This window comes from Streptomyces sp. ASQP_92 (assembly GCF_025399895.1).
Classification (GTDB): domain Bacteria; phylum Actinomycetota; class Actinomycetes; order Streptomycetales; family Streptomycetaceae; genus Streptomyces.
The window spans coordinates 210,613-233,417 of record NZ_JAODUA010000012.1; the positions used below are offsets into that span (position 1 = coordinate 210,613).

Annotated in this window: 21 protein-coding genes; 7 read left to right on the forward strand and 14 right to left on the reverse strand. The window is 70.4% G+C overall.

What is annotated here, in order from left to right; translation table 11 throughout:
- Window positions 1-110 precede the first annotated feature (110 nt).
- The 5 genes from N4G70_RS24320 to galU are packed head-to-tail and all read right to left on the reverse strand — an operon-like array spanning window position 111 to window position 4,099.
- Window positions 111-737, reverse strand: coding sequence for a GNAT family N-acetyltransferase (locus tag N4G70_RS24320; protein WP_261714865.1), 627 nt, complete (start codon window positions 735-737; stop codon window positions 111-113).
- A complete protein-coding gene (locus N4G70_RS24325; protein ID WP_261714823.1) occupies window positions 734-1,336 on the reverse strand; it encodes a molybdenum cofactor biosynthesis protein B in 603 nt (200 codons plus the stop codon). The genes N4G70_RS24320 and N4G70_RS24325 overlap by 4 nt, the downstream gene beginning before the upstream one ends.
- Window positions 1,333-1,830, reverse strand: a complete 498-nt coding sequence (gene moaC / locus N4G70_RS24330; RefSeq protein ID WP_261714824.1) for a cyclic pyranopterin monophosphate synthase MoaC — start codon at window positions 1,828-1,830, stop codon at window positions 1,333-1,335. Before moaC ends, N4G70_RS24325 begins: the two co-directional genes overlap by 4 nt.
- Window positions 1,831-1,889: 59 nt before the next feature.
- On the reverse strand, window positions 1,890-3,191 hold the full coding sequence (gene glp / locus N4G70_RS24335) for a gephyrin-like molybdotransferase Glp (protein ID WP_261714825.1): 1,302 nt from the start codon (window positions 3,189-3,191) through the stop codon (window positions 1,890-1,892).
- Window positions 3,192-3,196: 5 nt separating this feature from the next.
- Complete coding sequence (galU, locus tag N4G70_RS24340; protein WP_261714826.1) at window positions 3,197-4,099, reverse strand: UTP--glucose-1-phosphate uridylyltransferase GalU; 903 nt, start codon at window positions 4,097-4,099, stop codon at window positions 3,197-3,199.
- A gap of 104 nt (window positions 4,100-4,203) precedes the next feature.
- Here galU and N4G70_RS24345 point away from each other — a divergent pair, with 104 nt between their 5' ends.
- Window positions 4,204-4,785, forward strand: coding sequence for a 5-formyltetrahydrofolate cyclo-ligase (locus N4G70_RS24345; protein WP_261714866.1), 582 nt, complete (start codon window positions 4,204-4,206; stop codon window positions 4,783-4,785).
- Window positions 4,786-4,794: 9 nt separating this feature from the next.
- Here the strand turns inward: N4G70_RS24345 and N4G70_RS24350 are convergent, their stop codons facing one another.
- Window positions 4,795-7,548 carry a penicillin acylase family protein gene (locus tag N4G70_RS24350; RefSeq protein WP_261714827.1) on the reverse strand — a complete coding sequence of 918 codons (2,754 nt, stop codon included), beginning with the start codon at window positions 7,546-7,548 and terminating at the stop codon, window positions 4,795-4,797.
- Between the two features lie 244 nt (window positions 7,549-7,792).
- Here N4G70_RS24350 and N4G70_RS24355 point away from each other — a divergent pair, with 244 nt between their 5' ends.
- From N4G70_RS24355 to mscL, 6 genes are all read left to right on the forward strand, one after another.
- A complete protein-coding gene (locus tag N4G70_RS24355) occupies window positions 7,793-9,367 on the forward strand; it encodes a potassium/proton antiporter (protein ID WP_261714828.1) in 1,575 nt (524 codons plus the stop codon).
- Window positions 9,368-9,661: 294 nt separating this feature from the next.
- On the forward strand, window positions 9,662-10,933 hold the full coding sequence (locus tag N4G70_RS24360; RefSeq protein WP_261714829.1) for an MFS transporter: 1,272 nt from the start codon (window positions 9,662-9,664) through the stop codon (window positions 10,931-10,933).
- A 68-nt stretch (window positions 10,934-11,001) separates the two neighbouring features.
- Window positions 11,002-11,310: an FmdB family zinc ribbon protein gene (locus N4G70_RS24365; protein ID WP_261714830.1), complete on the forward strand. Its 309-nt coding sequence runs from the start codon at window positions 11,002-11,004 to the stop codon at window positions 11,308-11,310.
- Window positions 11,311-11,386: 76 nt separating this feature from the next.
- On the forward strand, window positions 11,387-12,220 hold the full coding sequence (locus tag N4G70_RS24370) for an S-methyl-5'-thioadenosine phosphorylase (RefSeq protein WP_261714831.1): 834 nt from the start codon (window positions 11,387-11,389) through the stop codon (window positions 12,218-12,220).
- 261 nt (window positions 12,221-12,481) lie between these two features.
- Window positions 12,482-13,048, forward strand: coding sequence for an RcpC/CpaB family pilus assembly protein (locus N4G70_RS24375; RefSeq protein ID WP_261714832.1), 567 nt, complete (start codon window positions 12,482-12,484; stop codon window positions 13,046-13,048).
- 123 nt (window positions 13,049-13,171) lie between these two features.
- Window positions 13,172-13,693: a large conductance mechanosensitive channel protein MscL gene (gene mscL / locus N4G70_RS24380; protein WP_261714833.1), complete on the forward strand. Its 522-nt coding sequence runs from the start codon at window positions 13,172-13,174 to the stop codon at window positions 13,691-13,693.
- A gap of 16 nt (window positions 13,694-13,709) precedes the next feature.
- Here the strand turns inward: mscL and N4G70_RS24385 are convergent, their stop codons facing one another.
- From N4G70_RS24385 to pflB, 8 genes are all read right to left on the reverse strand, one after another.
- Window positions 13,710-13,973 carry a hypothetical protein gene (locus tag N4G70_RS24385; protein WP_261714834.1) on the reverse strand — a complete coding sequence of 88 codons (264 nt, stop codon included), beginning with the start codon at window positions 13,971-13,973 and terminating at the stop codon, window positions 13,710-13,712.
- Between the two features lie 52 nt (window positions 13,974-14,025).
- A complete protein-coding gene (locus N4G70_RS24390; RefSeq protein ID WP_261714835.1) occupies window positions 14,026-14,475 on the reverse strand; it encodes a hypothetical protein in 450 nt (149 codons plus the stop codon).
- Complete coding sequence (locus N4G70_RS24395; RefSeq protein WP_261714836.1) at window positions 14,472-15,125, reverse strand: ubiquinol-cytochrome c reductase iron-sulfur subunit; 654 nt, start codon at window positions 15,123-15,125, stop codon at window positions 14,472-14,474. Before N4G70_RS24395 ends, N4G70_RS24390 begins: the two co-directional genes overlap by 4 nt.
- Window positions 15,122-15,724: a 4Fe-4S dicluster domain-containing protein gene (locus N4G70_RS24400; RefSeq protein WP_120722905.1), complete on the reverse strand. Its 603-nt coding sequence runs from the start codon at window positions 15,722-15,724 to the stop codon at window positions 15,122-15,124. Before N4G70_RS24400 ends, N4G70_RS24395 begins: the two co-directional genes overlap by 4 nt.
- Window positions 15,725-15,732: 8 nt before the next feature.
- Window positions 15,733-18,033, reverse strand: a complete 2,301-nt coding sequence (locus tag N4G70_RS24405; RefSeq protein ID WP_261714837.1) for a molybdopterin oxidoreductase family protein — start codon at window positions 18,031-18,033, stop codon at window positions 15,733-15,735.
- Complete coding sequence (locus tag N4G70_RS24410; protein WP_399036648.1) at window positions 18,030-19,145, reverse strand: MFS transporter; 1,116 nt, start codon at window positions 19,143-19,145, stop codon at window positions 18,030-18,032. Before N4G70_RS24410 ends, N4G70_RS24405 begins: the two co-directional genes overlap by 4 nt.
- Window positions 19,146-19,230: 85 nt before the next feature.
- Window positions 19,231-20,061: a pyruvate formate-lyase-activating protein gene (gene pflA / locus N4G70_RS24415; protein ID WP_261714838.1), complete on the reverse strand. Its 831-nt coding sequence runs from the start codon at window positions 20,059-20,061 to the stop codon at window positions 19,231-19,233.
- Between the two features lie 153 nt (window positions 20,062-20,214).
- Window positions 20,215-22,485 (reverse strand): formate C-acetyltransferase, encoded by a 2,271-nt coding sequence (gene pflB / locus N4G70_RS24420; RefSeq protein ID WP_261714839.1) that lies wholly within the window; start codon window positions 22,483-22,485, stop codon window positions 20,215-20,217.
- Window positions 22,486-22,805 lie beyond the last annotated feature (320 nt).

Sequence of the window (22,805 nt, forward strand, 5' to 3'; positions counted from 1 at the left end):
TGAGCCGGTGTGTCGCACGATCTGGCTGATATCACCGGCTTTTTTTGTGATTTCTCAGATCGTTCGACGAAACGACGGGACCGGATCCCGATCGAATTCGAACATTTATTTTATTTACCGTGATGGGACTGGCGAGCCCGGCGCCACCGGGCGAGCAGCCCCTCGGGGACTTCCTCGGCGGTCAGCGCGTACACGAGATGATCGCGCCAGGCGCCGTCGATGTGGAGATAGCGCGGGCGCAGCCCCTCCTCGCGGAAACCGAGCTTTTCCACCACCCGGCGGCTCGGCCCGTTCTCGGGGCGAATGCACACCTCCATGCGGTGCAGGCCGACCGCGCGGAAGCAGTGGTCGACGGCGAGCGCGACGGCCGTCGGCATCACGCCCCGCCCCGCCACCTCCCGGTCCACCCAGTACCCGACGTGGCCCGAGCACATGGAGCCCCAGGTGATCCCGGCGACGGTCAACTGGCCGACCAGATGCCCCTGGTACTCGATGACGAACGGCAGCATGCGGCCCGCGTTGGCCTCGGCCCGCAGATGGCGGACCATCTGGCGGTAGGTGGGCCGCTGGGCGAAGGGCGCGCCGGGCGCGGGCGGCGGGATCGTCGCCTCCCAGGGCCGCAGCCAGTCCCGGTTGCGCCGGTTGACGTCGCGCCAGGCCCGTTGGTCGCGCAGCTTTATGGGGCGCAGGACCACATCGCCCTCCGCGAGCTCGACCGGCCAGGAAGGAACGTTCAGCTCGTGCTCCCCGCGGGTCTGGGGTGGTCGCCGCCGCGGATCTGGTCCACGGCGTGCCGCAGGATCCGCTCCAGGACGGCGAGTCCGTCGCGTACGCCGCCGGCGGAGCCCGGCAGGTTGACGATCAACGTGGTGCCGGCCACCCCGGCCAGGCCCCGCGAGAGGGCGGCGGTGGGGACCTTGGCCAGGCCCTCGGCGCGGATCGCCTCGGGGATGCCGGGCACGTCGTAGTCGAGGACGGCGCGGGTGACCTCGGGGGTGCGGTCGGTGGGCGAGAGGCCGGTGCCGCCGGTGGTGACGATCACGTCGTAGCCGGCGGCCGCCCCGGCGCGCAACGCCTGCCCGACGGGGTCGCCGTCGGGCACCACGAGCGGCCCGTCCACGGTGAAGCCGATCGAGGCGAGGCCCTCGGCGAGCAGCGGCCCGCCGGTGTCCGCGTACACCCCGGCGGACGCCCGGTTGGAGGCCGTGACGACGAGGGCCGCGTACGGCGCGAGCAGCGCTTCGCCGAGGCCTTCGCCGCTCGCCGGGAACGGGGTCGCGTCCTGCGGGCCCGGCCGGCGCGGGACGTTCGCGGGGTCCGGCTGAGGGGCCGTCATGCTCCGGCCTCCGTCGGCCGGTTCCAGTGGCCGGACTTTCCGCCGGTCTTCTCCTCGACCCGTACGTCGGTGATGACGGCGGCCTTGTCGACGGCCTTGACCATGTCGACGACGGTGAGGGCGGCCACCGACACGGCGGTCAGCGCCTCCATCTCGACGCCCGTGCGGTCGGTGGTCTTCACCGTCGCGAGGATCTCCACCGCGTCGTCGGTGACCGCCAGGTCCAGCTGCACGCCGGAGACCGCGAGCGGGTGGCACAGCGGGATCAGGTCGGGGGTGCGCTTGGCGCCCATGATCCCGGCGATGCGGGCGGTGGCCAGCGCGTCGCCCTTGGGCACGCCCTCGCCCCGCAGGAGTTCCACCACACGCGGCGAGACGAGCACGCGGCCGCTCGCGCGGGCGGTGCGGGCGGTGACGTCCTTCTCGGACACATCGACCATGCGGGCCGCGCCCGCCTCGTCGAGGTGCGTGAGCCTGCTGTGCGTCGTACTCATTCGGTGGCGCTCCCGGTACGGCTTCTGTGGGCAGACACCGTACCCCCACCGGCCGCCACTCAGCCGAGCAGGACCACGTCCACCTCGCTGTCGGGCTCCGCCGAGGTGGTCTCCTCGGGGATCACGATGAGGCAGTCGGCGAGCGCGAGCGCGGCGATCAGATGCGATCCCGCGCCGCCGACGGGGCTGACGGTGCCCGCCTCGGCGTCGTAGCGGCCGCGCAGGAACTGGCGCCGCTCCGCGGGCGAGCTCAGCGCCTTGCCGCTCTTGAGGACGGCGCGGGCGGTGGGCCGGTGGACGTCGGCGAGGCCCATCAGGGTGCGGATCGCGGGGCGCACGAACAGCTCGAAGGAGACGTAGGAGGAGACCGGGTTGCCGGGCAGGGCAAGGAGCGGGGTGTGTTCCGGGCCGATCGAGCCGAAGCCCTGCGGTTTGCCCGGCTGCATCTTGAGCTTGCGGAAGTCGACGCCGCTGCCCGGCTCGTCCTCGTCGCCGGCGAAGGACAGCGCCTCCTTGACGACGTCGTACGCGCCGACGCTGACCCCGCCGGTGGTGACCAGCAGGTCGGCGCGGATGAGCTGGTCCTCGATGGTGTCGCGCAGCACCGCCGCGTCGTCGGTGACGGCGCCGACCCGGTAGGCGATGGCGCCCGCGTCCCGGGCGGCGGCGGCCAGCGCGAAGCTGTTGGAGTCGTAGATCTGACCCTCCCTCAACTCCTCGCCGGGCTGCACCAGTTCGCTTCCGGTGGAGAGCACCACCACCCGCGGGCGCGGCCGCACCCGGACGGTGCCGCGGCCGATGGCGGCCAGCAGGCCGATCTGGGGCGGGCCGAGCACGGTGCCGGCGCGCAGGGCGAGATCGCCGACCTGGACGTCGCTGCCGCGCGCGCGGACGTGGGCGCGGGCCTCGGCGGCGCGGTGCACCCGCACCTGGCCGCTCGCCCCTTCGGGGGCGTCTCCCGCCGGGCGCATGGTGGTGGCGGCGCCCTGGCCGGCCCCGCCGTCGGTCCACTCCACGGGGACGACGGCCTCGGCGCCGGGGGGCAGCGGGGCGCCGGTCATGATCCGGGCGGCCTGGCCGGGGCCCACGGTGGGCAGCTCGCCGCTGCCCGCGGCGACGTCACCGATGACGGTGAGCACCGCGGGGAACTCCTCGCTGGCGCCCGCCACATCGGCGACGCGCACCGCGTATCCGTCCATCGAGCTGTTGTCGAAGGGCGGCAGGGCGATGGCCACCGTGACGTCCTCGACCAGGACGCAGCCCTGGGCGTCGGGCAGTTGCAGGTCGATGGGTTCGAGCGGCCTGACCGCGGCGAGGATGTCGTCCAGGTGCTCGTCGACCGACCAGATCGTGTTGCTCACGCGTGCTACATCTCCTCGGTGACGTACCGGCGAAGCCAGGCCTTGAAGTCGGGGCCCAGGTCTTCACGTTCGCACGCCAGTCTGACAATGGCCCGCAGATAGTCTCCGCGGTCACCGGTGTCATAGCGGCGGCCCTTGAAGACGACGCCGTGCACCGGGCCGCCGATCGACTCGTCGGCGGCCATCTGCTGGAGGGCGTCGGTGAGCTGGATCTCGCCGCCCCGGCCGGGCCGGGTGGTGCGCAGCACGTCGAAGACGGCCGGGTCCAGGACGTAGCGGCCGATGACCGCGAGGTTGGAGGGCGCCTCGGCCGGCTCGGGCTTCTCGACGAGCCCGGTGACGCGCACGACATCACTCTCGGCGGTGGTTTCGACGGCCGCGCAGCCGTAGAGGTGGACCTGCCCGGGATCGACCTCCATGAGCGCGATCACGCTGCCGCCCTCGTGCTCCTGGATCTCCACCATCCGCGAGAGCAACTGGTCGCGGGCGTCGATCAGGTCGTCGCCGAGGAGCACCGCGAAGGGCTGGCTGCCCACGTGCGGGGCCGCGCACAGCACCGCGTGGCCCAGGCCCCGCGGGTCCCCCTGGCGTACGTAGTGCATGGTCGCCAGGTCGCTGGACTGCTGCACCTTGGCGAGCCGGTCGGCGTCGCCCTTGCGGGTCAGCGCCGACTCCAGCTCGTAGTTGCGGTCGAAGTGGTCCTCCAGGGGACGCTTGTTGCGTCCGGTCACCATGAGGACGTCCGACAGGCCCGCCGCCACCGCCTCCTCCACCACGTACTGGATGGCCGGCTTGTCCACCACCGGCAGCATTTCCTTCGGGGTGGCCTTCGTAGCCGGAAGGAACCGGGTGCCGAGCCCGGCCGCGGGGATGACAGCCTTGGTGATCCGTGGGGGCGACTGAGTCATGCGGGCACCCTATCCGCTGGGTATGTGCGGATGATTGTTCTCCGGTGAATTCGCTCTCTTACCCGCGCATTTGAGGGGATTACAGACAGACCGTGAGTCACCAGATGTCCGAAAAGGCCCTCTTGCGGCGCAGGCTTCTCGACGCCAGGAAGCAGCTCACGGACGACGAGCTGCGCGCCACGTCCCTGGCCCTCGCCGACCAGGCGCTGGCGCTGCCCGAACTCGCGACGGCCGGCACGGTGGCCGCCTACCTCTCGGTGGGCAGCGAGCCCGGCACCCGCGCCCTGGTCCACTTGCTGCACGCCCGGGGCGTACGGGTGCTGCTGCCGGTGCTGCTCCCGGACAACGACCTGGACTGGGCCCCCTATGTGAGCCCCGAGCGACTGGTTCCGGCCGGGCGCGGCCTGCTGGAACCCGACGGTGAGCGCCTGGGCCCGCAGGCCGTGACGGCCGCCGACGCGGTGCTGCTGCCGGGTCTGGCCGTGGACGGGCGCGGCATGCGGCTCGGCCGGGGCGGCGGCTCCTACGACCGGGTGCTGGCCCGCCTCCGGGCGGCGGGGGCCGAGCCCGCCCTGGTGGTGCTCCTGTACGCGAACGAGGTGGTCGCGCGGGTCCCGGAGGAACCGCACGACCACCCCGTGCAAGCGGTCGTCACCCCTCACGGGGTGACGCGCTTCGCCGTGTGAGGGCCGCGCCTACGGCGTGAGCTTGAGGGTGTCGACCGTCGAGCCGTCCACCGCCCGGCCGCTGAACGACCAGTCCACCAGCTCGCCCTTGGCCCACTTCTCGGTCTGGTCCGAGTAGTGCGCGCTGTAGGCGTGGCCCGAGGCCCCGGTGAGGTTGATCCACTTGGACTTGTCGAAGTCCTTGAGGTTGACGACCATCCGCATCGAGGGCACCCAGGTGACGCCGTAGTCGCCGCTCGCCGCGTTCCAGCCGGTCGCGTCGACGGCGGCCTCGCCGCCGCCGAGGTTCCACGGGCCGCGGTTGAGGACGTACTGCAGGAAGCCCGGGCCCTCGGTGCCGAGGGTCTGGTTCTTCAGCATCAGCTGGTGCAGCCGGCCCCACGTCCAGCTCGTGGTGTCCTTGCCGAGCTTGGCGGTCAGCTCCCAGCGGGCGTCCTTCATGGCCCGCGCCAGGAGCTGGTCACGGGTCGTGGTGGCCTTGTCGAGACGCGTGCCCGGCGCCTTCCACCAGGTGTTGTTCTGGTCGTTGAAGATCTTGCGCACGACCTCGAACCAGCGGTCACCGCCGTCGGGCTGCGCCGAGTCGCCGTCGCGCTCGCCGCACTCCCAGACCTTCTTGTCGGGGTCGTCGACGGGACCGGTGCCGGCCGGCGGAGTCACGTACAGGCACTCCCCCTTGGGCCGCAGCTCCTTGGGGAGCTTGTTGCCGAAGGCCAGCTTCAGGACGTTGCGCCACACCGCGTTGAAGTAGGCGGCGGCCGCCGAGTCGTTCTCCTGGGTGTAGTCCCAGCCCTCCAGGAGCTTCTGCGCCTCGCGCACCGACGGGTCGGGCACGTCGATCTTCAGCAGGGCGGGCGTCAGGAGCGCGGCGATCTCGCTGCTGTTGTCCATCTGCATCTTCTGCATGTCCTCGGTGGAGATCTTCCCGCCGCCCTTGGTCTTCGACTCGATGAGGTCGTTGATCCGCTGGCTGCGGGTGCCGTAGCCCCAGTCCTTGGTGAGCAGGTACGGGTACTTCTTCTCGTCGATCACGGCCTGGTTGGCGGTGACGATGAAGCCGCGCTTGGGGTTGTACTCGTAGGGCAGCGCGTCGAAGGGGATGGAGCCCTTCTTCCACGTGTACTTCGAGTCCCAGCCGGGGGCGGGCAGGGTGCCGTCGACGCCGTCGGCGCGCACCGGGATCCTTCCGGGCGCCTGGTAGCCGATGTTGCCCTTGGTGTCGGCGTAGATGAGGTTCTGCGAGGGGACCTCGAAGTCCTTGGCGGCGGCCCGGAAGGACTTGAAGTCGGTGGCCTTGTCGAGCTCGAAGACGGCGTCCATGGACTTGCCGGGTTCCAGCGCCGTCCACTTCAGGGCGACCGCGTAGCCGGCGCCCCGGTCGGGGGCCGCGGTGTCGACGGGGGCCTTCTGGCCCACCTTCGCCATCTCGTCGTTGCGGTCGGAGACCAGCGGGCCGTTGTTGGTCTCGCGGATGGTGATGGTCTTGTTGGGGCCGCCGGCCACCTTGATGAGCTCCTCGCGGGTGGCGAGGGGCTTCTCCTGGTTGTCGTAGAGGTAGCTGGACCCGGAGATCTTCTCCAGGTACAGGTCCGTCACGTCGGCGCCGAGGTTGGTGAATCCCCAGGACACGTCCTGGTTGTGGCCGATGATCACGCCGGGCATGCCGGAGAAGGTGTAGCCCGCCACGTCGTAGGAGCACGTGCTGGAGAGCGTCCGGCAGTGCAGGCCCATCTGGTACCAGAGCGAGGGCATCATCGGCGCCAGGTGCGGGTCGTTGGCGAGCAGCGGCATCCCGGTCGTCGTGTACTTGCCCGACACCACCCAGGAGTTGGAGCCGATGCCGCTGCCGTTGGGGCCGAGCAGCGAGGGGATCTTGTCGAGGGTGTCGGACAGCGCCGAGAGCTGGCTCTGCATCCCCTGGAGCGCGTCCTGGGCGCTTCCCGCGGCCCCGTCGGAGCCCGTGGCGGCGCGCTGCGGGTCGAACTTCCCGGTGGCCTTGTTGTACGAGCCCTGGTCGACGATGGGGCGGTGGGTGGCGGAGGGATACGCCGGGTACAGGTCCTTGATCTGCTGCGGGCTGAGCCGGCTCGTCATCAGGGAACGGTCGATCTCGTCCTGCATGTTGCCGCGCAGGTCCCAGGCCATCGCCTTGAGCCAGGCCACCGAGTCGACCGGCGACCAGGACTCCGGCGCGTAGTCGTTGGTGAAGCCGAGCGCCGCGTACTCGACGGAGATGTCCTTGCCGTCCTTGCCCTTGAGGTACGCGTTCACCCCCGCCGAGTACGCCTGGAGGTACTTCTTCGTGGCGGGCGACAGCTGGGTGTCGTACTCCTGCTGCGCGACCTTGCGCCAGCCCAGGGTGCGCAGGAAGGCGTCGGTGTCGACCTGGCCGCTGCCGAACATCTCCGAGAGCCGGCCCGAGGTCAGATGACGGCGGACGTCCATCTCCCAGAAGCGGTCCTGGGCCTGGACATAGCCCTGGGCCATGAAGAGGTCCGCGTCGCTGCCCGCGTAGATCTGCGGGACGCCGTAGTCGTCGCGCTTGACCTCCACCTCGCCCGTGAGGCCGGGGAGCTTGAGGGTGCCGGTGGTCTGCGGGAAGGAGGCGCGCACGGTGCTCACTCCCCAGTACGCGCCGTAGGCGACGCCCGCGACCAGCGCCAGCACCAGGACGAGGACGAACAGCCGAAGGCGGCGTCCCCTCTTCCTGCTCGTCTTGCCGGCCGTCGTACCGGCGGAAGGGGCGGTTGTGGTGGCGGGCATCGCTGTCCTTCGAGGGGCAGGGTGGTCCAGGAGTGCTGGGAGCAACCATAGGCGCAGCCGCTGACAGCCCCTGACGCGGTGTCCGCGTTCGCCCGCGGGGGGCCCGCACACCGGGGCCCGCGCGTAAAGAAAGCGTCAAAGATTAGGTAAGGTAACGAAGTACCTTGGAGTGCCGAAACCTTTCGCTTGGCATGCCCGAGGTGTCCCGGGATGCGCACAAGGCGCCTGGGGATGCACGATTTTCATGGGGTGCCCGGCGGCGCCTGAGGGGAAGGATCGGCCACTGACTGTCCACCAGCTCAACGAACTCCTGCTCATCTGCTCGCTCGTCCTGCTCATCGCCGTCGCGGCGGTGCGCATCTCCTCGCGCAGCGGGCTCCCCAGCCTGCTCCTGTATCTCGGCATCGGTGTCGCGATCGGGCAGGACGGCATCTTCAACGTCACGTTCAACGACGCCGAACTGACGCAGGTGATCGGCTATGCCGCACTGGTGGTGATCCTGGCCGAGGGCGGCCTGGGCACCAAGTGGAAGGAGATCAGGCCGGCCCTGCCGGCGGCCGTGATGCTGTCGCTCGTCGGCGTCGCGGTGAGCGTGGGCGTCACCGCGGCGGGCGCGCACTATCTGGTGGGCCTGGAGTGGCGTCAGGCACTGATCATCGGCGCGGTGGTGTCCTCCACGGACGCCGCGGCCGTCTTCTCCGTGCTGCGCAAGGTGCCCCTGCCCTCGCGCATCACCGGCGTCCTGGAGGCCGAGTCCGGCTTCAACGACGCCCCCGTGGTGATCCTGGTCGTCGCCTTCTCCACACCGGGCCCCGTCGACTCCTGGTACCTGCTGGTCGGCAAGATAGCCCTGGAGCTGGCCATCGGCGCCTCCATCGGACTCGCGGTGGGCTGGCTCGGCTCCTTCGGACTGCGCCATGTGGCGCTTCCCGCCTCCGGCCTCTACCCGATCGCGGTGATGGCGATCGCCGTGTCCGCCTACGCGGCCGGCGCGATGGCCCACGGCTCCGGCTTCCTCGCGGTCTATCTCGCCGCCATGATGCTCGGCAACGCCAAGCTGCCGCACTGGCCGGCCACCCGGGGCTTCGCGGACGGGCTCGGCTGGATCGCCCAGATCGGCATGTTCGTCCTGCTCGGCCTGCTGGTCACCCCGCACAACCTGGCCGCCGACTTCTGGCCGGCCGTGATCATCGGCCTCGTCCTGACGATGGTGGCGCGACCGCTGGAAGTACTGCTCAGCCTGCTGCCGTTCCGACTGCCCTGGCAGGAGAAGGCCCTGATGTCGTGGGCGGGCCTGCGCGGCGCCGTACCGATCATCCTGGCCACGATCCCCATGGTCTCCGGGATCGACGGCAGCGAGCGGGTCTTCAACATCGTCTTCATCCTGGTCGTCGTCTACACCCTGGTCCAGGGGCCGACGCTGCCGTGGCTGGCCCGCAAGCTCCAGCTCTCGGACGCCGACGAGGCCGCCGACCTCGGCGTCGAATCGGCACCCCTGGAGCGGCTGCGCGGCCATCTGCTGTCCGTGGCGATCCCGCCCACCTCGCGGATGCACGGCGTCGAGGTGCACGAGCTGAGGCTGCCGCCCGGCGCCGCCGTCACCCTGGTGGTGCGCGAGGGCACCAGCTTCGTACCCGGGCCCACCACGGTGCTGCGCCACGGGGACGAACTCCTGGTGGTCGCCACCGATCCGGTGCGCGACGCCGCCGAGTCCCGGCTGCGCGCGGTCGGCCAGGGCGGCAAGCTCGCCGGCTGGCTGGGCACAGGCGGCACCGGCGGGTCCGCGCAGCGGGCGAAGCCCAGGCGAACGTCACATTGAGCCGCGTCATCCCTCGTCAAACCACATGACGGCCACATAAACACAGGACGAAAGTTGGCACTCCGTGCGGATTCACAGGCACGGAGTGCCAAAACTCTGTACCATGAAGGCACACCACTGATCGACCAACTCTGCCTGACGCAGAGCTGGCGCGACCGTATGGCGGTCGGGAGCTCCCCGCAGTAGCCCCCGGCATCTACCGCAGTTCCGCGCAAGAGGACAGCTCTCGGCAACGCCCGCACCCACAGATCTGTGCATGGGGCGCGCTACCAGGCGGCAGAAAGGCAAGGGGCCGTGGCATCCACGGTCACTTCTGACAAGCGGCCCGGTTACGGGCAGCTTCTGCGCACACCCGGCGCACTGTCCTTCCTCCTGCCCGGCTTCGCCGCCCGGCAGCCCTTCGCGATGCTCACCATCGGCATCCTGCTCCTCGTGCAGCACACCACCGGCTCGTACGGCGGCGCCGGCGCCGTGGCCGCCTTCACCGGCGTGTCCATGGCCCTGTTCGCCCCGCAGAGCGGCAAGCTCGCCGACCGCTTCGGCCAGCGCGCCGTCCTGGTGCCCGGCGTCCTGGTGCACGCGGCCTCGGTGTCGACGCTGACCGCGCTCGCGCTGGCCGGCGCGCCCCTGTGGGCGCTGTTCATCGCCGCCGTGCCCACCGGCGCCTCCGTCCCGCAGGTCGGCCCCATGGTGCGGGCCCGCTGGGCGCACAAGCTGGACGGCTCGCCCCTGATGGCGACCGCCGCCGCCTTCGAGTCCGTGACCGACGAGTTCACCTTCGTCATCGGCCCGGTCCTCGCCACCGCCCTGTGCACCGGCGTGCACCCGGCGGCCGGCCTGATCGCCGAAGCGTCGCTAACCCTGATCGGCGGCCTGCTGTTCGCCGCCCGGCGCACCACCCAGCCGCCGGTGCGCAGCGCCGCCGAACTGGAGCAGGCCGAGCACACCTCCGCGCTGTCCATCCCGGGCGTACGCGTCCTGGCGATGGCCTTCCTCGGCATCGGCGCGGTCTTCGGCGGCATGCAGGTTTCGCTCACCGCCTTCGCGGAAGAGATCGGCAACCCCGGCATCAACGGCGTCCTCTACGGCATCTTCGCCGCCGGAAACATGCTGGCGGGCATCGCCTGCGGCGCCATCGCCTGGAAGTCCGCGCCCCGCACCCGGCTGATCGCCGGCTACGCCGCGCTGACCCTGGCGGCCTCCGGACTGTGGGCGGCGCACTCCGCGCTGCTGCTCGGCGGCCTCGGCCTGCTCGTCGGCCTGTGCATCGCCCCGGCCCTGATCACCGGCTACACGCTGGTCGAGTCGCTGGTCCCGGCGACCTCCCGCACCGAGGCCTTCACCTGGCTGACCGGCGCGGTCGCCCTCGGCCAGGCGGCGGCCGTCACCGTCGCCGGCCGGCTGACCGACGCCCACGGTTCGACCGCCGGGTTCCTGGTGCCGATGGGCGGCACCGCACTGGCCCTGGTGACCCTGCTGGCGCTGCGTTCGCGGCTCAGCCCGCGCCCGGCGGCACGTACCGTGGCGCGTGGCGTCGGTCACCGTGTTCCCGTCACGGTGGACTGATTCCGGGGAATACGTCACTATGGACCGTCGTTAGCACTCATCGAGTGAGAGTGCCAGGAGGAAGACAAGTGCCGACCTACCAGTACCAGTGCACCGAGTGCGGCGAGGGCCTCGAGGCGGTGCAGAAGTTCACCGATGACGCCCTGACCGTATGCCCGAACTGCGACGGACGCCTGAAGAAGGTGTTCTCGGCGGTCGGCATCGTTTTCAAGGGCTCCGGCTTCTACCGCAACGACAGCCGCGGATCGTCGTCGAGCAGTTCGCCCGCGTCGACGTCCTCGTCGACACCGAAGACATCATCGGCCTCGGAGTCCAAGCCGGCCGCCTCGGCGTCGAGCTCCGGCTCGTCCTCGTCGAGCGCCAGCCCGGCCGCCTGACCCAGCCTCGCGCAGAGCCCCCGTCGTCCCCACGGCGGGGGCTCTGGCGTTGGCGGCCACGGTTAGTGTGACCGCCATGGTTAACGCAGAGATCGGCGTCATCGGCGGCTCGGGGTTCTACTCCTTTCTGGAGGACGTCACCGAGATCCAGGTGGACACCCCGTACGGCTCCCCCAGCGATTCCCTCTTCCTCGGCGAGCTCGCCGGCCGGCGGGTCGCCTTCCTGCCCCGCCACGGCCGCGGCCACCACCTGCCCCCGCACCGCATCAACTACCGCGCCAACCTGTGGGCACTGCGGTCGGTGGGGGTGCGCCAGGTGCTCGGCCCGTGCGCGGTGGGCGGCCTGCGCCCGGAGTACGGGCCGGGCACCCTGCTCGTCCCCGACCAGCTGGTGGACCGTACGAAGGCACGCGCCCAGACCTACTTCGACGGGCTGCCCCTGCCCGACGGCACCATCCCCAACGTCGTGCACACCACGTTCGCCGACCCGTACTGCCCCAACGGCCGCAAGGTCGCCCTGGCCGCGGCCGACGGGCGCGGCTGGCCGGCCGTGGACGGCGGCACGATGGTCGTCATCGAGGGCCCCCGCTTCTCCACCCGCGCCGAGTCGCGGTGGCACGCGGCGATGGGCGGTTCCGTGGTCGGCATGACGGGCCACCCCGAGGCCGTACTCGCCCGCGAACTCGGGCTCTGCTACACCTCGTTGACCCTGGTCACCGACCTGGACGCGGGCGCCGAGACGGGCGAGGGCGTCTCGCACACCGAGGTCCTGAAGGTGTTCGGCCAGAACGTGGCGCGCCTGCGCGAGGTGCTCTTCGACGCGGTCGAGGCCCTTCCGTCCACCGAGGACCGCGACTGCCTGTGCGGCCACGCGCACGAGGGCTGGGACCTGGGTATCGAACTGCCGTGAGGGCGGCGGAGGGTGCGGCGGGTGTCGCTCGGGGGGCGACGGGGGATCGCCCAGGGACGGCCGGGTGATCGACCCGGGGACGGCCGGGGGGATCGACCCGGGGGCCGGAAAAGAGCTGATGGGGGGCTGAACACCCCTTCCGGGTGAGCGAGTTATCCACATCCGGGCCGTCCTCCACAGGCCCCGGCGAAATCCCTCGGGGCAGGGGATCGTGAGGAGCGTCCGAGCAGCACAGGCACTCCACGATCGGTAGTGGTCACCATGTCCGCACGCCCCGCCGCCTCCGCGGCTTCCCCCGCTCCTCGCCCGCTCCCCTATCTGCCTCCCGTGCCCGCACCCGAGCCGGGCGGGGTGCCGTTCTTCCCTCCGCTGCGGGTGCGCGGTGGACGGCACGGGCTGCGCCGCGCGATGCGCAGGCGACGGCGGGCGGTGGCCGCCGGGCTCGCCGTCACGGCTGCCGCCCTCGCGGTCTCCAGCCCGCAGGCGGCCGAACGTACGCACCCGGCCGTGCCCCCCGCGCCGCACGAACGGCCACCCGCGCGGGAGTCCGCGATGGTGTCGGCGCCGGTACGGATCGCGGACGCGGAAACCGTGCGGCTGCTGAGGCCCGGCGACCGGGTCGACGTAATCGCGTCCGCCAACTCGCCCACGGCGGGCACCGGTGAGGCGCGCGTGCTGGCAACGGGCGCCAGGGTCACGGGAGTTCCGGGGCCACGCGACGCGTCGCCGGAGGCGGGAGCGCTCGTCGTCCTCGCCGTGCCGCGCGAGACCGCCCGGACGCTGGTCGGCGCGGGTTCCTCCGCACGGCTCGCGGTGACCCTGTGTTGATTCGCACGCAGGGACGGTCAAGTCATCAGTTCGCGTGCCCGGATTGGACAGCGCGTCCCCGTCCTGTCCAAGGTGGCGCAGGAGTTCGCTCCGTCCCCTGCACATGCGAAGAAAGGCTCATTGGTGAGCGAGGACAAGACAGGTGTGATGGCCGGCTTCAAGGCCTTCTTGATGCGCGGAAATGTGATCGACCTGGCCGTCGCCGTGGTGATCGGTGCCGCGTTCACCAACATCGTGAACTCGGTCGTGAAGGGCGTGATCAACCCGCTGGTCGGCGCGTTCGGCACGAAGGACCTGGAGAGCTACAGCTCCTGCCTCAAGGGTCCCTGCAGGGCCGACTCGGGCATCCAGATCCTCTGGGGCGGGGTGCTCAGCGCCCTGCTGAGCTTCCTCATCACCGCGGCCGTCGTGTACTTCCTGATGGTGCTGCCCATGGCCAAGATCCTGGCGAGGCGGGCCGCGCACGACAAGGCCAAGGAGGGGGTGCGCGAGACGATGGAGGTCAGCGAGCTGGAGGTGCTCAAGGAGATCCGCGACCTCCTCGTCACCCAGCGCGGCCCGGGCACGGGCTCCGGCCCCGGTCTGGGATCGGGTCCCGGCATGGGCTCTGGCCCCGGCACCGGCGCGGGTCCCGCGGGGTTCTAGCGCTGTCGCGTACGGCTCAGATGTGGTGGGGCGGCTTCTCGTCGAGGAAGCGGGCCAAATCCCCGGCGCTGTCGGCGGACGCGGGACGCTCGCCCCACCCGCGGTCGGTGTCGTCCGCCGACTGCTGGTCCAGCGGATCGTCGAAGACCAGCCGCGGCTTCGCTTTCGCCTCGGGCTTCGGCCGCACGGCCTCCTCGCGCTGCTGCTCGGCCTGCTTCTCGACCGGCTCGTCGGGCGCTGCTGCCGGGTCGTGCGGTCCGGGGGTGGGGGCGGTGCTCATGCCTCCAGGGTACGGCCGCGGGCGGGCGGCCCACGCGGCGCGGGCGGCGAGGTCAGCGGTCCTTGGGGTCGAGTGCCCACAGGCCCAGGACCACGAGGAACGACAGACACAGAAATCCCGCCCCCCACCAGGCGGTGCCGGTGTTGCCCCGCATCCACTCGTTGACCACCACGGTCAGGCCCCACAGCTGGCCGATGACCACGGTGATGGCGAGGGTGAGGCGGGCCGTCAGCTTCGAGGAACGCTCCGGCTCCTGCTCCGTGCCGGCACCCGGCCCGGGCCCGGTGTGCCGGACCCGGGGGTCGCCGTACCCACTGGTCGCGCGGATCTGCGGATACCGCTCATGGACCGGCCGGTTCAGCCGGGGCTGTACGGAGCCGGGGGTGTAGGCGGGCCGCGCCTCACCCGCGAGGCCCTCGCCCGGGCCGAAGCTCCCGCCCGCCTGGGGCGTGCCGTCGCGGCCGGGAGCGCCGCCGGGGGGCGTGTTTCCCTCGGTGCTCATGTCCGCTCGCTCCTCTCGACCGCCTTGGCTTCCGCGGCGGGGCAGCCCCTACGGGCCGCCATGTCCGGCCGCTTGTCCGCGAATTGGCGGCACATGGCGTCCTTGACGCTCTCACCGGAGCGCGCCGTGGCCACCGCCCAGACGCTTCCGTCGGCCTCCTCGGCCAGGAGCACCTTCGGCAGCGGGCGCGGCGGCGGGCCGGCGGTCACCTCACCGGTGCGGGCGTCGAAGACCCCCTCGTGGCACGGGCAGTACAGCTCGCCCTCGGTGCCTCGGTCCTCGCGCCACAGCACCCCGCAGGCCAGATGCGTACAGACCGCGGAGTAGCCGACGAGGGTGCCGTCCTTGAGGCGGACGGCGACGGCGCGGTCGTCCTCGTCGGGGAAGCGGAAGGCGACGGACTCGCCGGGGGCGAGGACGGCTGCGACGCGCTTGCGGTCGGGCGGCCCGTCGCTGTCACCGTGGCGGTGCAGCACGCCCCCGGCCACGGCGAGCCCGCCGACCGCGAGGCCGCCCGACACGGTGGCGACGATGCGCAGATAGTCACGGCGGGTGGTCAGGGAGTCGGCGGCGATGCGGTCGTGGAGCGCGTCCCGGGCGGGGTCCGCGTCCGGTTCGGGCGCGGCGGGCGACTGGTCGGTGACGCTCATCGGGTGACGTCCTTCCCGTTGACCTCGACGATCGGGAGACCTCCGGGCACCGGCCACTGGACCTTGTCGGCGGGCACGACCATGGCCACGCCGGTGGAGACGACGACATCGCCGAACGTGAAGGAGTCGGCGACCTGGACCCCGGGGCGCTCCGCGCGGAGCTCCTCGACGGTCCCGTAGAACAGCGCACCGGTCGGACAGACCGTGGCGCACATGGGGGCCAGACCGTAGGCGGTGCGGTCGTAGCAGAGGTTGCACTTCAGCTGGAGCTTCGCCTGGAGGTCGATCTTCGGTACGCCGAAGGGGCAGGCGTTGACGCAGTTCGCGCAGCCGATGCAGCGGGTGGTGTCGGCCTGCTGCACCACACCGTCCGCGGTCACCAGGATCGCGTCCGCCGGACACACCTCGGCGCACGGGGCGACCGGGTCCTCGCAGTGCATACAGACGGTCGGGAGGGAGGCGACGGAATGACCTTCGTCGGGATAGTCGAGATGGATCATGGACTTGCCGCGGTGCGAGTCACACTCGCGGCAGGCGGACACACAGGCCTGGCAGCCGATGCAGCGCCCCGGGTCGATGAAGATCGTTCTGCCCATCATGGCGGGCGTCAGCTCCTCTCCGCGGTGCCACGGCCCTGCGGGGACGTGGGCGGCAGGGGGTCGGTGCGCGAGACCTGCGTCGCCGGGTACGCCTGGTGTCCCGGCGCGGTCGGCGGCGCCGGCACCTCGTCGATCCGCTCCGCCGCCTCGATACGGCAGGCGCACACCTTGTACTCGGGGATCTTGGACCGGGGGTCGAGGGCATCGATGGTGAGCGCGTTGGCGGCCGTCGGAACGGGCCAGTGGTACGGGATGAACACGGTGTCGGGACGGATCGCCTCGGTGACCAGGGCCGGGAACACCTCACTGCCCCGCCGGGTCACCACCCGCACCGGGTCGCCGTTGCGGAAGCCGTGCGAGGGATGGACCTCCACCCAGGGCCGCGGTGTCTGCTCGACGAGCGCCCCGAGCCGGCGGGTCTGGTTGCCCGACAGGAAGTGCGCCACCGTACGGCCCGTCGTCAGCGACATCGGATGCTCTTCGTCGTACGGGTCCATCGGCGGATGCCACTCGACCACCTGCATATGGATCTTGCCGTCCGGGTGGGCGGTCCGGCCGCCCTCGAACAGGCGGGGCGTGCCCGGATGGTCGGTGGAGGGGCACGGCCAGGCGATACCCCCGGTCTCCTCCAGCCGCTCGTAGGTGATGCCGTAATAGTCGTTGACCGTTCCGGCCGACGCGATGCGCAACTCGTCGAACACCTCGCGCGAACCCGCGTAGTCGAACTTGTCGCCCACGCCCAGGCGCTGGGCCAGCTGGCACATCACCCAGGTGTCGGTACGCACCCCGGCGGGCGGCTCCTGCGCCTTGTTGTGCTTGACCACCCTGGCCTCGGCGTTGGCCATCACCCCCTCGTCCTCGGCCCAGGTGGTGACCGGAAAGACGACATGCGCGTTCGTCGCCGTCTCGGAAAGGAAGAAGTCGAATTGAGCGTGGAACTCCAGAGCGTCGTAACCCGACTTGACCGTCGCGTAGTTGGGGAGCGAGACGAACGGGTTGTTGCAGATGCCGATCAGGCCGCGGATCTCCTCGCGCTGCATCTGCCAGACCATTTCCATCATCGAGGTTCCCGCGGGCGGCAGTTCGGGCTCCTCGATCCCCCAGATCTCACAGATCTGCCGCCGGTGCTCCGGATTGGAGATGGAACGCCCGCCGGGCAGCAGGTCCGACTTCTGCCCGTGCTCACGTCCGCCCTGGCCGTTGCCCTGGCCGGTGATGGTGCCGTAACCGGCGCCCGGCTTGCCGAGATTGCCGGTCGCCGTGCACAGGTTGATGACGGTCAGACAGTTCTCGACGCCCTGCGAATGGTGCTCGATGCCCCGGGCGTGCCAGGCCATCGCCCGATTGGCGCCCGCGAAGGCCCGGGCGACCTGGACGACCTGGGAGGCGGGAATCCCGCAGATCTCGGCTGCCACCTCCGGCGTGACGTCGGCTACGGAGGCCCGCACCTCGTCCCAGCCGGTGGTGTGCTCGGCCACGAACTCCTTGTCGACGAGGTTCTCCTGGATGACCACGTTCAGGACCGCGTTGAAGAAGGCAGCGTCCGTGCCCGGGCGGAGAGCCACATGGATGTCGGCGGTGCGCGCGATCGCCGTCTCCCGCGGGTCGATCACGATGAGACTGGCCCCCCGGTCCCGGGCGCCCCACAGGTACTGGGTCATGACCGGGAAGCACTCCCCCACGTTCGACCCGGCGATCAGCAGGCAGTCGCTGAGCAGGATGTCGGAGAACGGGTTGCCCGCCCGGTCGATGCCGAAGGCGAGCTTGTTCGCGCCCGCCGCCGACACCATGCACAGGCGGCCGTTGTAGTCGACGTGCCGCGTCTTGAGGGCGACCCGAGCGAACTTGCCGACCAGGTACGTCTTCTCCGAGAACAGGCTCGCCCCGCCGAGCAGCCCGAACGCGTCATTGCCGTGCGCACCCTGGATGCGGCGGATCTCGGCGACCGTGAAGTCGAGCGCCTCCTCCCAGGATGCCTCCCGGAACGGCTCGTCGCGGGAGCGGCGCATCAACGGGGCGGTCAGCCGGTCGGGGTGATTGACCTGCTGGTAGGCGTTGATGCCCTTGGGGCACAGCCGCATCCGGTTGATGTCGTGGTTGCGGGGCTCGACCCCGAACACCTTGCCCGCCCGGTCGACCCGCAGATACATGCCGCACTGCACCCCGCAGAAGCAGCAGTGGGTGGGTACGAGGGTCTCGCCGTTCTGGTCGGCGTGCCACTGGTCGGCCGGAATCCCGCCGGCGTCCCGGAAGTTGCGGGTGCCGGGCGGGGCGATCGAAGGGTCGAGTGGAGGGGGCACGCTGCTCACTTGAAGCCCTTCTTGACATGGCTGAGGTAGGCGGTGCCGCGCAGCACCCGTTTGCAGCGCGGGCAGTACGCGGCCCAGGCGTCGAAGCCCAGCTTCAGATCGCGCATGGTGCCCTGGAGGTTCTCGACGTACGGGGCGGTGTCGATCGGCTCACCGCAGCGCTTGCACGCGAAGACCTGCTCGTCCTGGCGGGCCGTGTATTTGAAGAGCTGCATACCGACCGCGGCCGGCCGCTGCACGATGTGGAAGAACTTCCCGAACGGGATGTAGATGAGCGTGAACACCACCGACACCATGTGCAGCACCGCCAGGAACTGGTAGCCGCCGCCGTGCAGAAAGATCGACGAGAAGGTGAGGAGGAGGCCCGTCACGGAGATGACGATCAGGGCGATCAGCGGGACGAGGTCGTAGGCGAAGCGCTGGCCGGTGATGGCGCCGCGGTCCTTCATCCGGCGCCACAGGAAGTACGAGGCGCCCGGGATCACCAGTACGGCGGCGATGTCCAGACCGTGGAACATCAGCCAGCCGACCACGCTCAGCGAGTCGAAGCCCAGGACCTTGAACCCCCAGATCCGCATCTCATAGCCGGGGCCCGAGCCGGACCCCGAAGTGAAGGTGAACCAGCCCCAGGTCAGCGGGAAGGTGATCGCGGCGGCCAGGATGCAGCCCCAGAAGATCAACTGGTGGGCCGCCCAGCGGCCGTGCGAGCGGGCACCCAGGAACTTCTGGAAACCGAGATAGGTGGCGATCATCTTCGGCAGGGCGGTCGGCGCCTTGCGGAAGTTGGCGGCCGAGAACAGGCTGCGCCAGCCCTGCTTGAAGAGGCGGCGCGCACCGGGAGAGGAGATCCACACGGTGTAGCGGTAGGCGACACCGAAGGCCAGGAAGACCGTGGCGACCGCGTACGGAAGGAGCGCGGAGTCGAAGTCCTTGAGCAGCCGGCTGCCGAACACGATCGCCAGGATGAGCAGGACGGAGACGACCGTCCCGGCCAGCGTCGCGCGCCGCGCCACCGAGCGCGGGGCGGGCGAGGCGGCCGGAGCCGGAGGCGGCACCACGCCCGAGGAGGACGCGTCCGGCGGCGTGGCAGGGGGTGCGGGTGGCTCGGTCACCCCCTCACGGTAGGGACATAGCGGACACAATCACCCGTTTTAAGGGTCAACAGGGTGAGGTGGCGCGGGCACCCACACCGCGCGGTCAGATCGCGTTCAGTCCGTACGCCGCGAAGATCGCGCGGGCTCCGGCCACGGCGGCCGGGGTCGGCGCGGGGGTGTCGCGCAGGGTGAAGTTCATGTCGAGGGCCTGCCACTTTCCCTCGCCGAGCTTGTGGAAGGGCAGTACGTCGACGCGGGACACGTTGCCGAGGGAGGCGGCGAAGGAGGCGACGCCGTCGATGTTGGCCGGGTCGTCGGTCAGGCCCGGCACCAGAACGAAGCGGACATGGACCTCCTTGCCGAGGTCCGCCAGACGGTGCGCGAAGTCCAGCGTCGGCCGCAACGGTCGGCCCGTGACCTTCTTGTACGTGTCACGGTCCCAGGACTTGATGTCCAGGAGCACCAGGTCCACATCGCGCAGCAGCGCGTCGGTGGCCCGGGTGCCGAGGAAACCGGAGGTGTCCAGAGCGGTGTGCAGACCCAGCTCGTGCTTGAAGCGGTGCAGGAGCTCACCGACGAAGACGGGCTGGAGCAGCGGTTCGCCGCCACTCATGGTGGCGCCGCCGCCCGCCGCCCGGATGAACGTCGTGTACTTGGCGGCCTCGGCGACCACGTCGTCCGCGGTGGTGCGCTTGCCGTTGCGCATCCGCCAGGTGTCGGGGTTGTGGCAGTACAGACACGTCAGCGGGCAGCCCGAGAGGAAGGTGACGAAGCGCGTGCCCGGGCCGTCGACGCCGGTCGACAGGTCCCAGGAGTGCACCGAGCCGACGATCGGCCGGCGGGTGGCCGCCCCGGCGGGCGTGCTGGCGTCGTCGTCGCAGCCGAAACGGGCCGGCCGGCCGACGGGAACCTCCGGGCTGAGCTGCATGGCCATGGCCGGACCTTCCTGGGGGGGGGCTGGGGTGGGGGGTGGGCTGGGCTCGGCTGGGCTCGGCTGGGCCGAGCGAGCTGTGGCTCAGTAGGGGGCGGGGTGGGTGGGCGAGGGGGGTGGGGGGGGGAGGGGGCCCCACCCCCCCGGCCCCTTCACTCAAAGCCCCCCATGAAACGTCCGGTTGATGACATCCAGCTGCTGTTCCCGGCTGAGGCGGACGAAGTTCACCGCGTAGCCGGAGACCCGGATGGTGAGCTGGGGGTAGTTCTCCGGGTGGCGCATGGCGTCTTCCAGGGTCGCCTTGTCGAGGACGTTGACGTTCATGTGGAAGCCGTTGTTGGCCATGAAGCCGTCGAGGACGCCGCAGAGATTGTCGACGCGCTCCTGCGGGGTGCGGCCCAGGGCGTCCGGGGTGATGGTGTTGGTCAGGGAGATGCCGTCCTCGGCGTCGTCGTAGGGCAGCTTGGCGACGGAGAGGGCGGAGGCGATGTAGCCGTGTTCGTCGCGGCCGTTCATGGGGTTGGCACCGGGGGCGAACGGGGTGCCGGCGCGACGGCCGTCGGGGGTGTTGCCGGTCTTCTGGCCGTAGACGACGTTGGAGGTGATGGTCAGTACGGACTGGGTGTGGACGGCGTCGCGGTAGGTGGGGTGCTTGCGCACCTTCTCCATGAAGTCGTGCACGATGCGGGTGGCGAGTTCGTCGGCGCGGTCGTCGTTGTTGCCGTAGGCGGGGTAGTCGCCTTCGATCTCGTAGTCGACGGCGAGGCCGGTGTCGTCGCGGACGACCTTGACGCGGGCGTGCTTGATGGCGGACAGCGAGTCGGCGGCGACCGACAGGCCCGCGATGCCGCAGGCCATGGTGCGCAGGATCCGCTGGTCGTGGAGCGCCATCTCGATGCGCTCGTAGGCGTACTTGTCGTGCATGTAGTGGATGACGTTGAGCGCGTGGACGTACGTCTTGGCGAGCCAGTCCAGCATCGCGTCGTACTGCCGGGCGACGGTGTCGTAGTCGAGGTATTCGCCCTCGATGGGGGTGAAGCCCTCGACGACGAGCTTGCCGCTCTTCTCGTCGCGGCCGCCGTTGATGGCGTAGAGCAGGGCCTTGGCGACGTTGACGCGGGCGCCGAAGAACTGCATCTGCTTGCCGACGGCCATGGCGGAGACGCAGCAGGCGATGGCGGTGTCGTCGCCGTACTTGGGGCGCATCAGGGCGTCGGACTCGAACTGGATGGCCGAGGTGTCGATGGCGACCTTGGAGGCGAACTCCTTGAATCCAGCGGGGAGTTCGCGGTCCCAGAAGACGGTGAGGTTGGGCTCGGGGGCGGGGCCGAGGTTGTAGAGGGTCTGCAGGGCGCGGAAGGTGGTGCGGGAGACGAGGGGGCGGCCGTCCTCGCCGATGCCGGCCATGGACCAGGTGACCCAGGTGGGGTCGCCGGAGTACAGCGTGTTGTATTCGGGGGTGCGCAGGAAGCGGACGATGCGGAGCTTGATGACGAAGTCGTCGATGAACTCCTGCGCCTGCTCCTCCGTGATCAGGCCGGCGTCGATGTCGCGCTGGAGGTAGATGTCGAGGAAGTTGTCGATGCGGCCGATCGACATGGCGGCGCCGTTCTGCTCCTTCACGGCGGCGAGGTAGGCGAAGTACAGCCACTGGATCGCCTCGCGGCCGGTGGTGGCGGGGCCGGAGATGTCGTATCCGTAGGACAGGGCCATGGCCTTGAGTTCGCCCAGCGCCTTGATCTGCTCGGAGACTTCCTCGCGGTCGCGGATGACGGTCTCGGTGGCCCAGTCCTCGCCGAGGCGTGCCTTGTCGGCTTCCTTGGCGGCGATGAGGCGGTCGACGCCGTAGAGGGCGACGCGGCGGTAGTCACCGATGATGCGGCCGCGTCCGTAGGCGTCGGGCAGGCCGGTGATGATGCCGGAGGAGCGGCAGGCGCGGATTTCGGGGGTGTACGCGTCGAAGACGCCCTCGTTGTGGGTCTTGCGGAGGTGGGTGTAGACGTCGCGGATGTCGGGGTCGGCCTCGTAGCCGTAGGCGTTGAGGGCGTTCTCGACCATGCGCCAGCCGCCGTTGGGCATGATGGAGCGCTTCAGCGGGGCGTCGGTCTGGAGGCCGACGATGAGGTCGCTGTGGTCGGCCGGGGTGCCGTCGATGTAGCCGGGCTTGAAGGCGTCGATGCGGGAGGGGGTCTTCACGTCCACGTCGTGGATGCCCTGGGCGATCTCCTGGGGGAACATCGACAGGAGCTTCTCCCACAGGGCGGTGGTGCGTGCGGTGGGCCCGGCGAGGAAGTCGGCGTCGCCTTCGTAGGGGGTGTAGTTCTGCTGGACGAAGTCGCGGACGTCGATGGCGTCGCGCCACAGTCCGCCCTTGAAGCCGTCCCAGGCTCCGCTGCTCTTCGTTGCCTCTGCGGGGGTCGCGGTCATGGCCAGGCACCCTTCCGATCGCCGTTGACGTGGTGTTTCGCGCCGTGAGCGGTAGCTCTTGGATCGCTTTCCATTCCACTCCTTTTGATCGATCGTTTTTGGCGGCAGAGGTCACGAGATCCGGGCCGAAGGCCCCTTTCCGCACCCACCCACCCTGGCCATCCACCCATCTGACCTGCACGTTTCCTGAGGACTTCCGTCCCTAGTTCACTTGTGAATACATTCACAAGAAATTCCGTTACGACGGCCAAATCTCCCCCATTCCCCATCGAAAGGGCCCACACCACCCGGTGCGGGCCCTTTCGGAGACAACGGTCTTA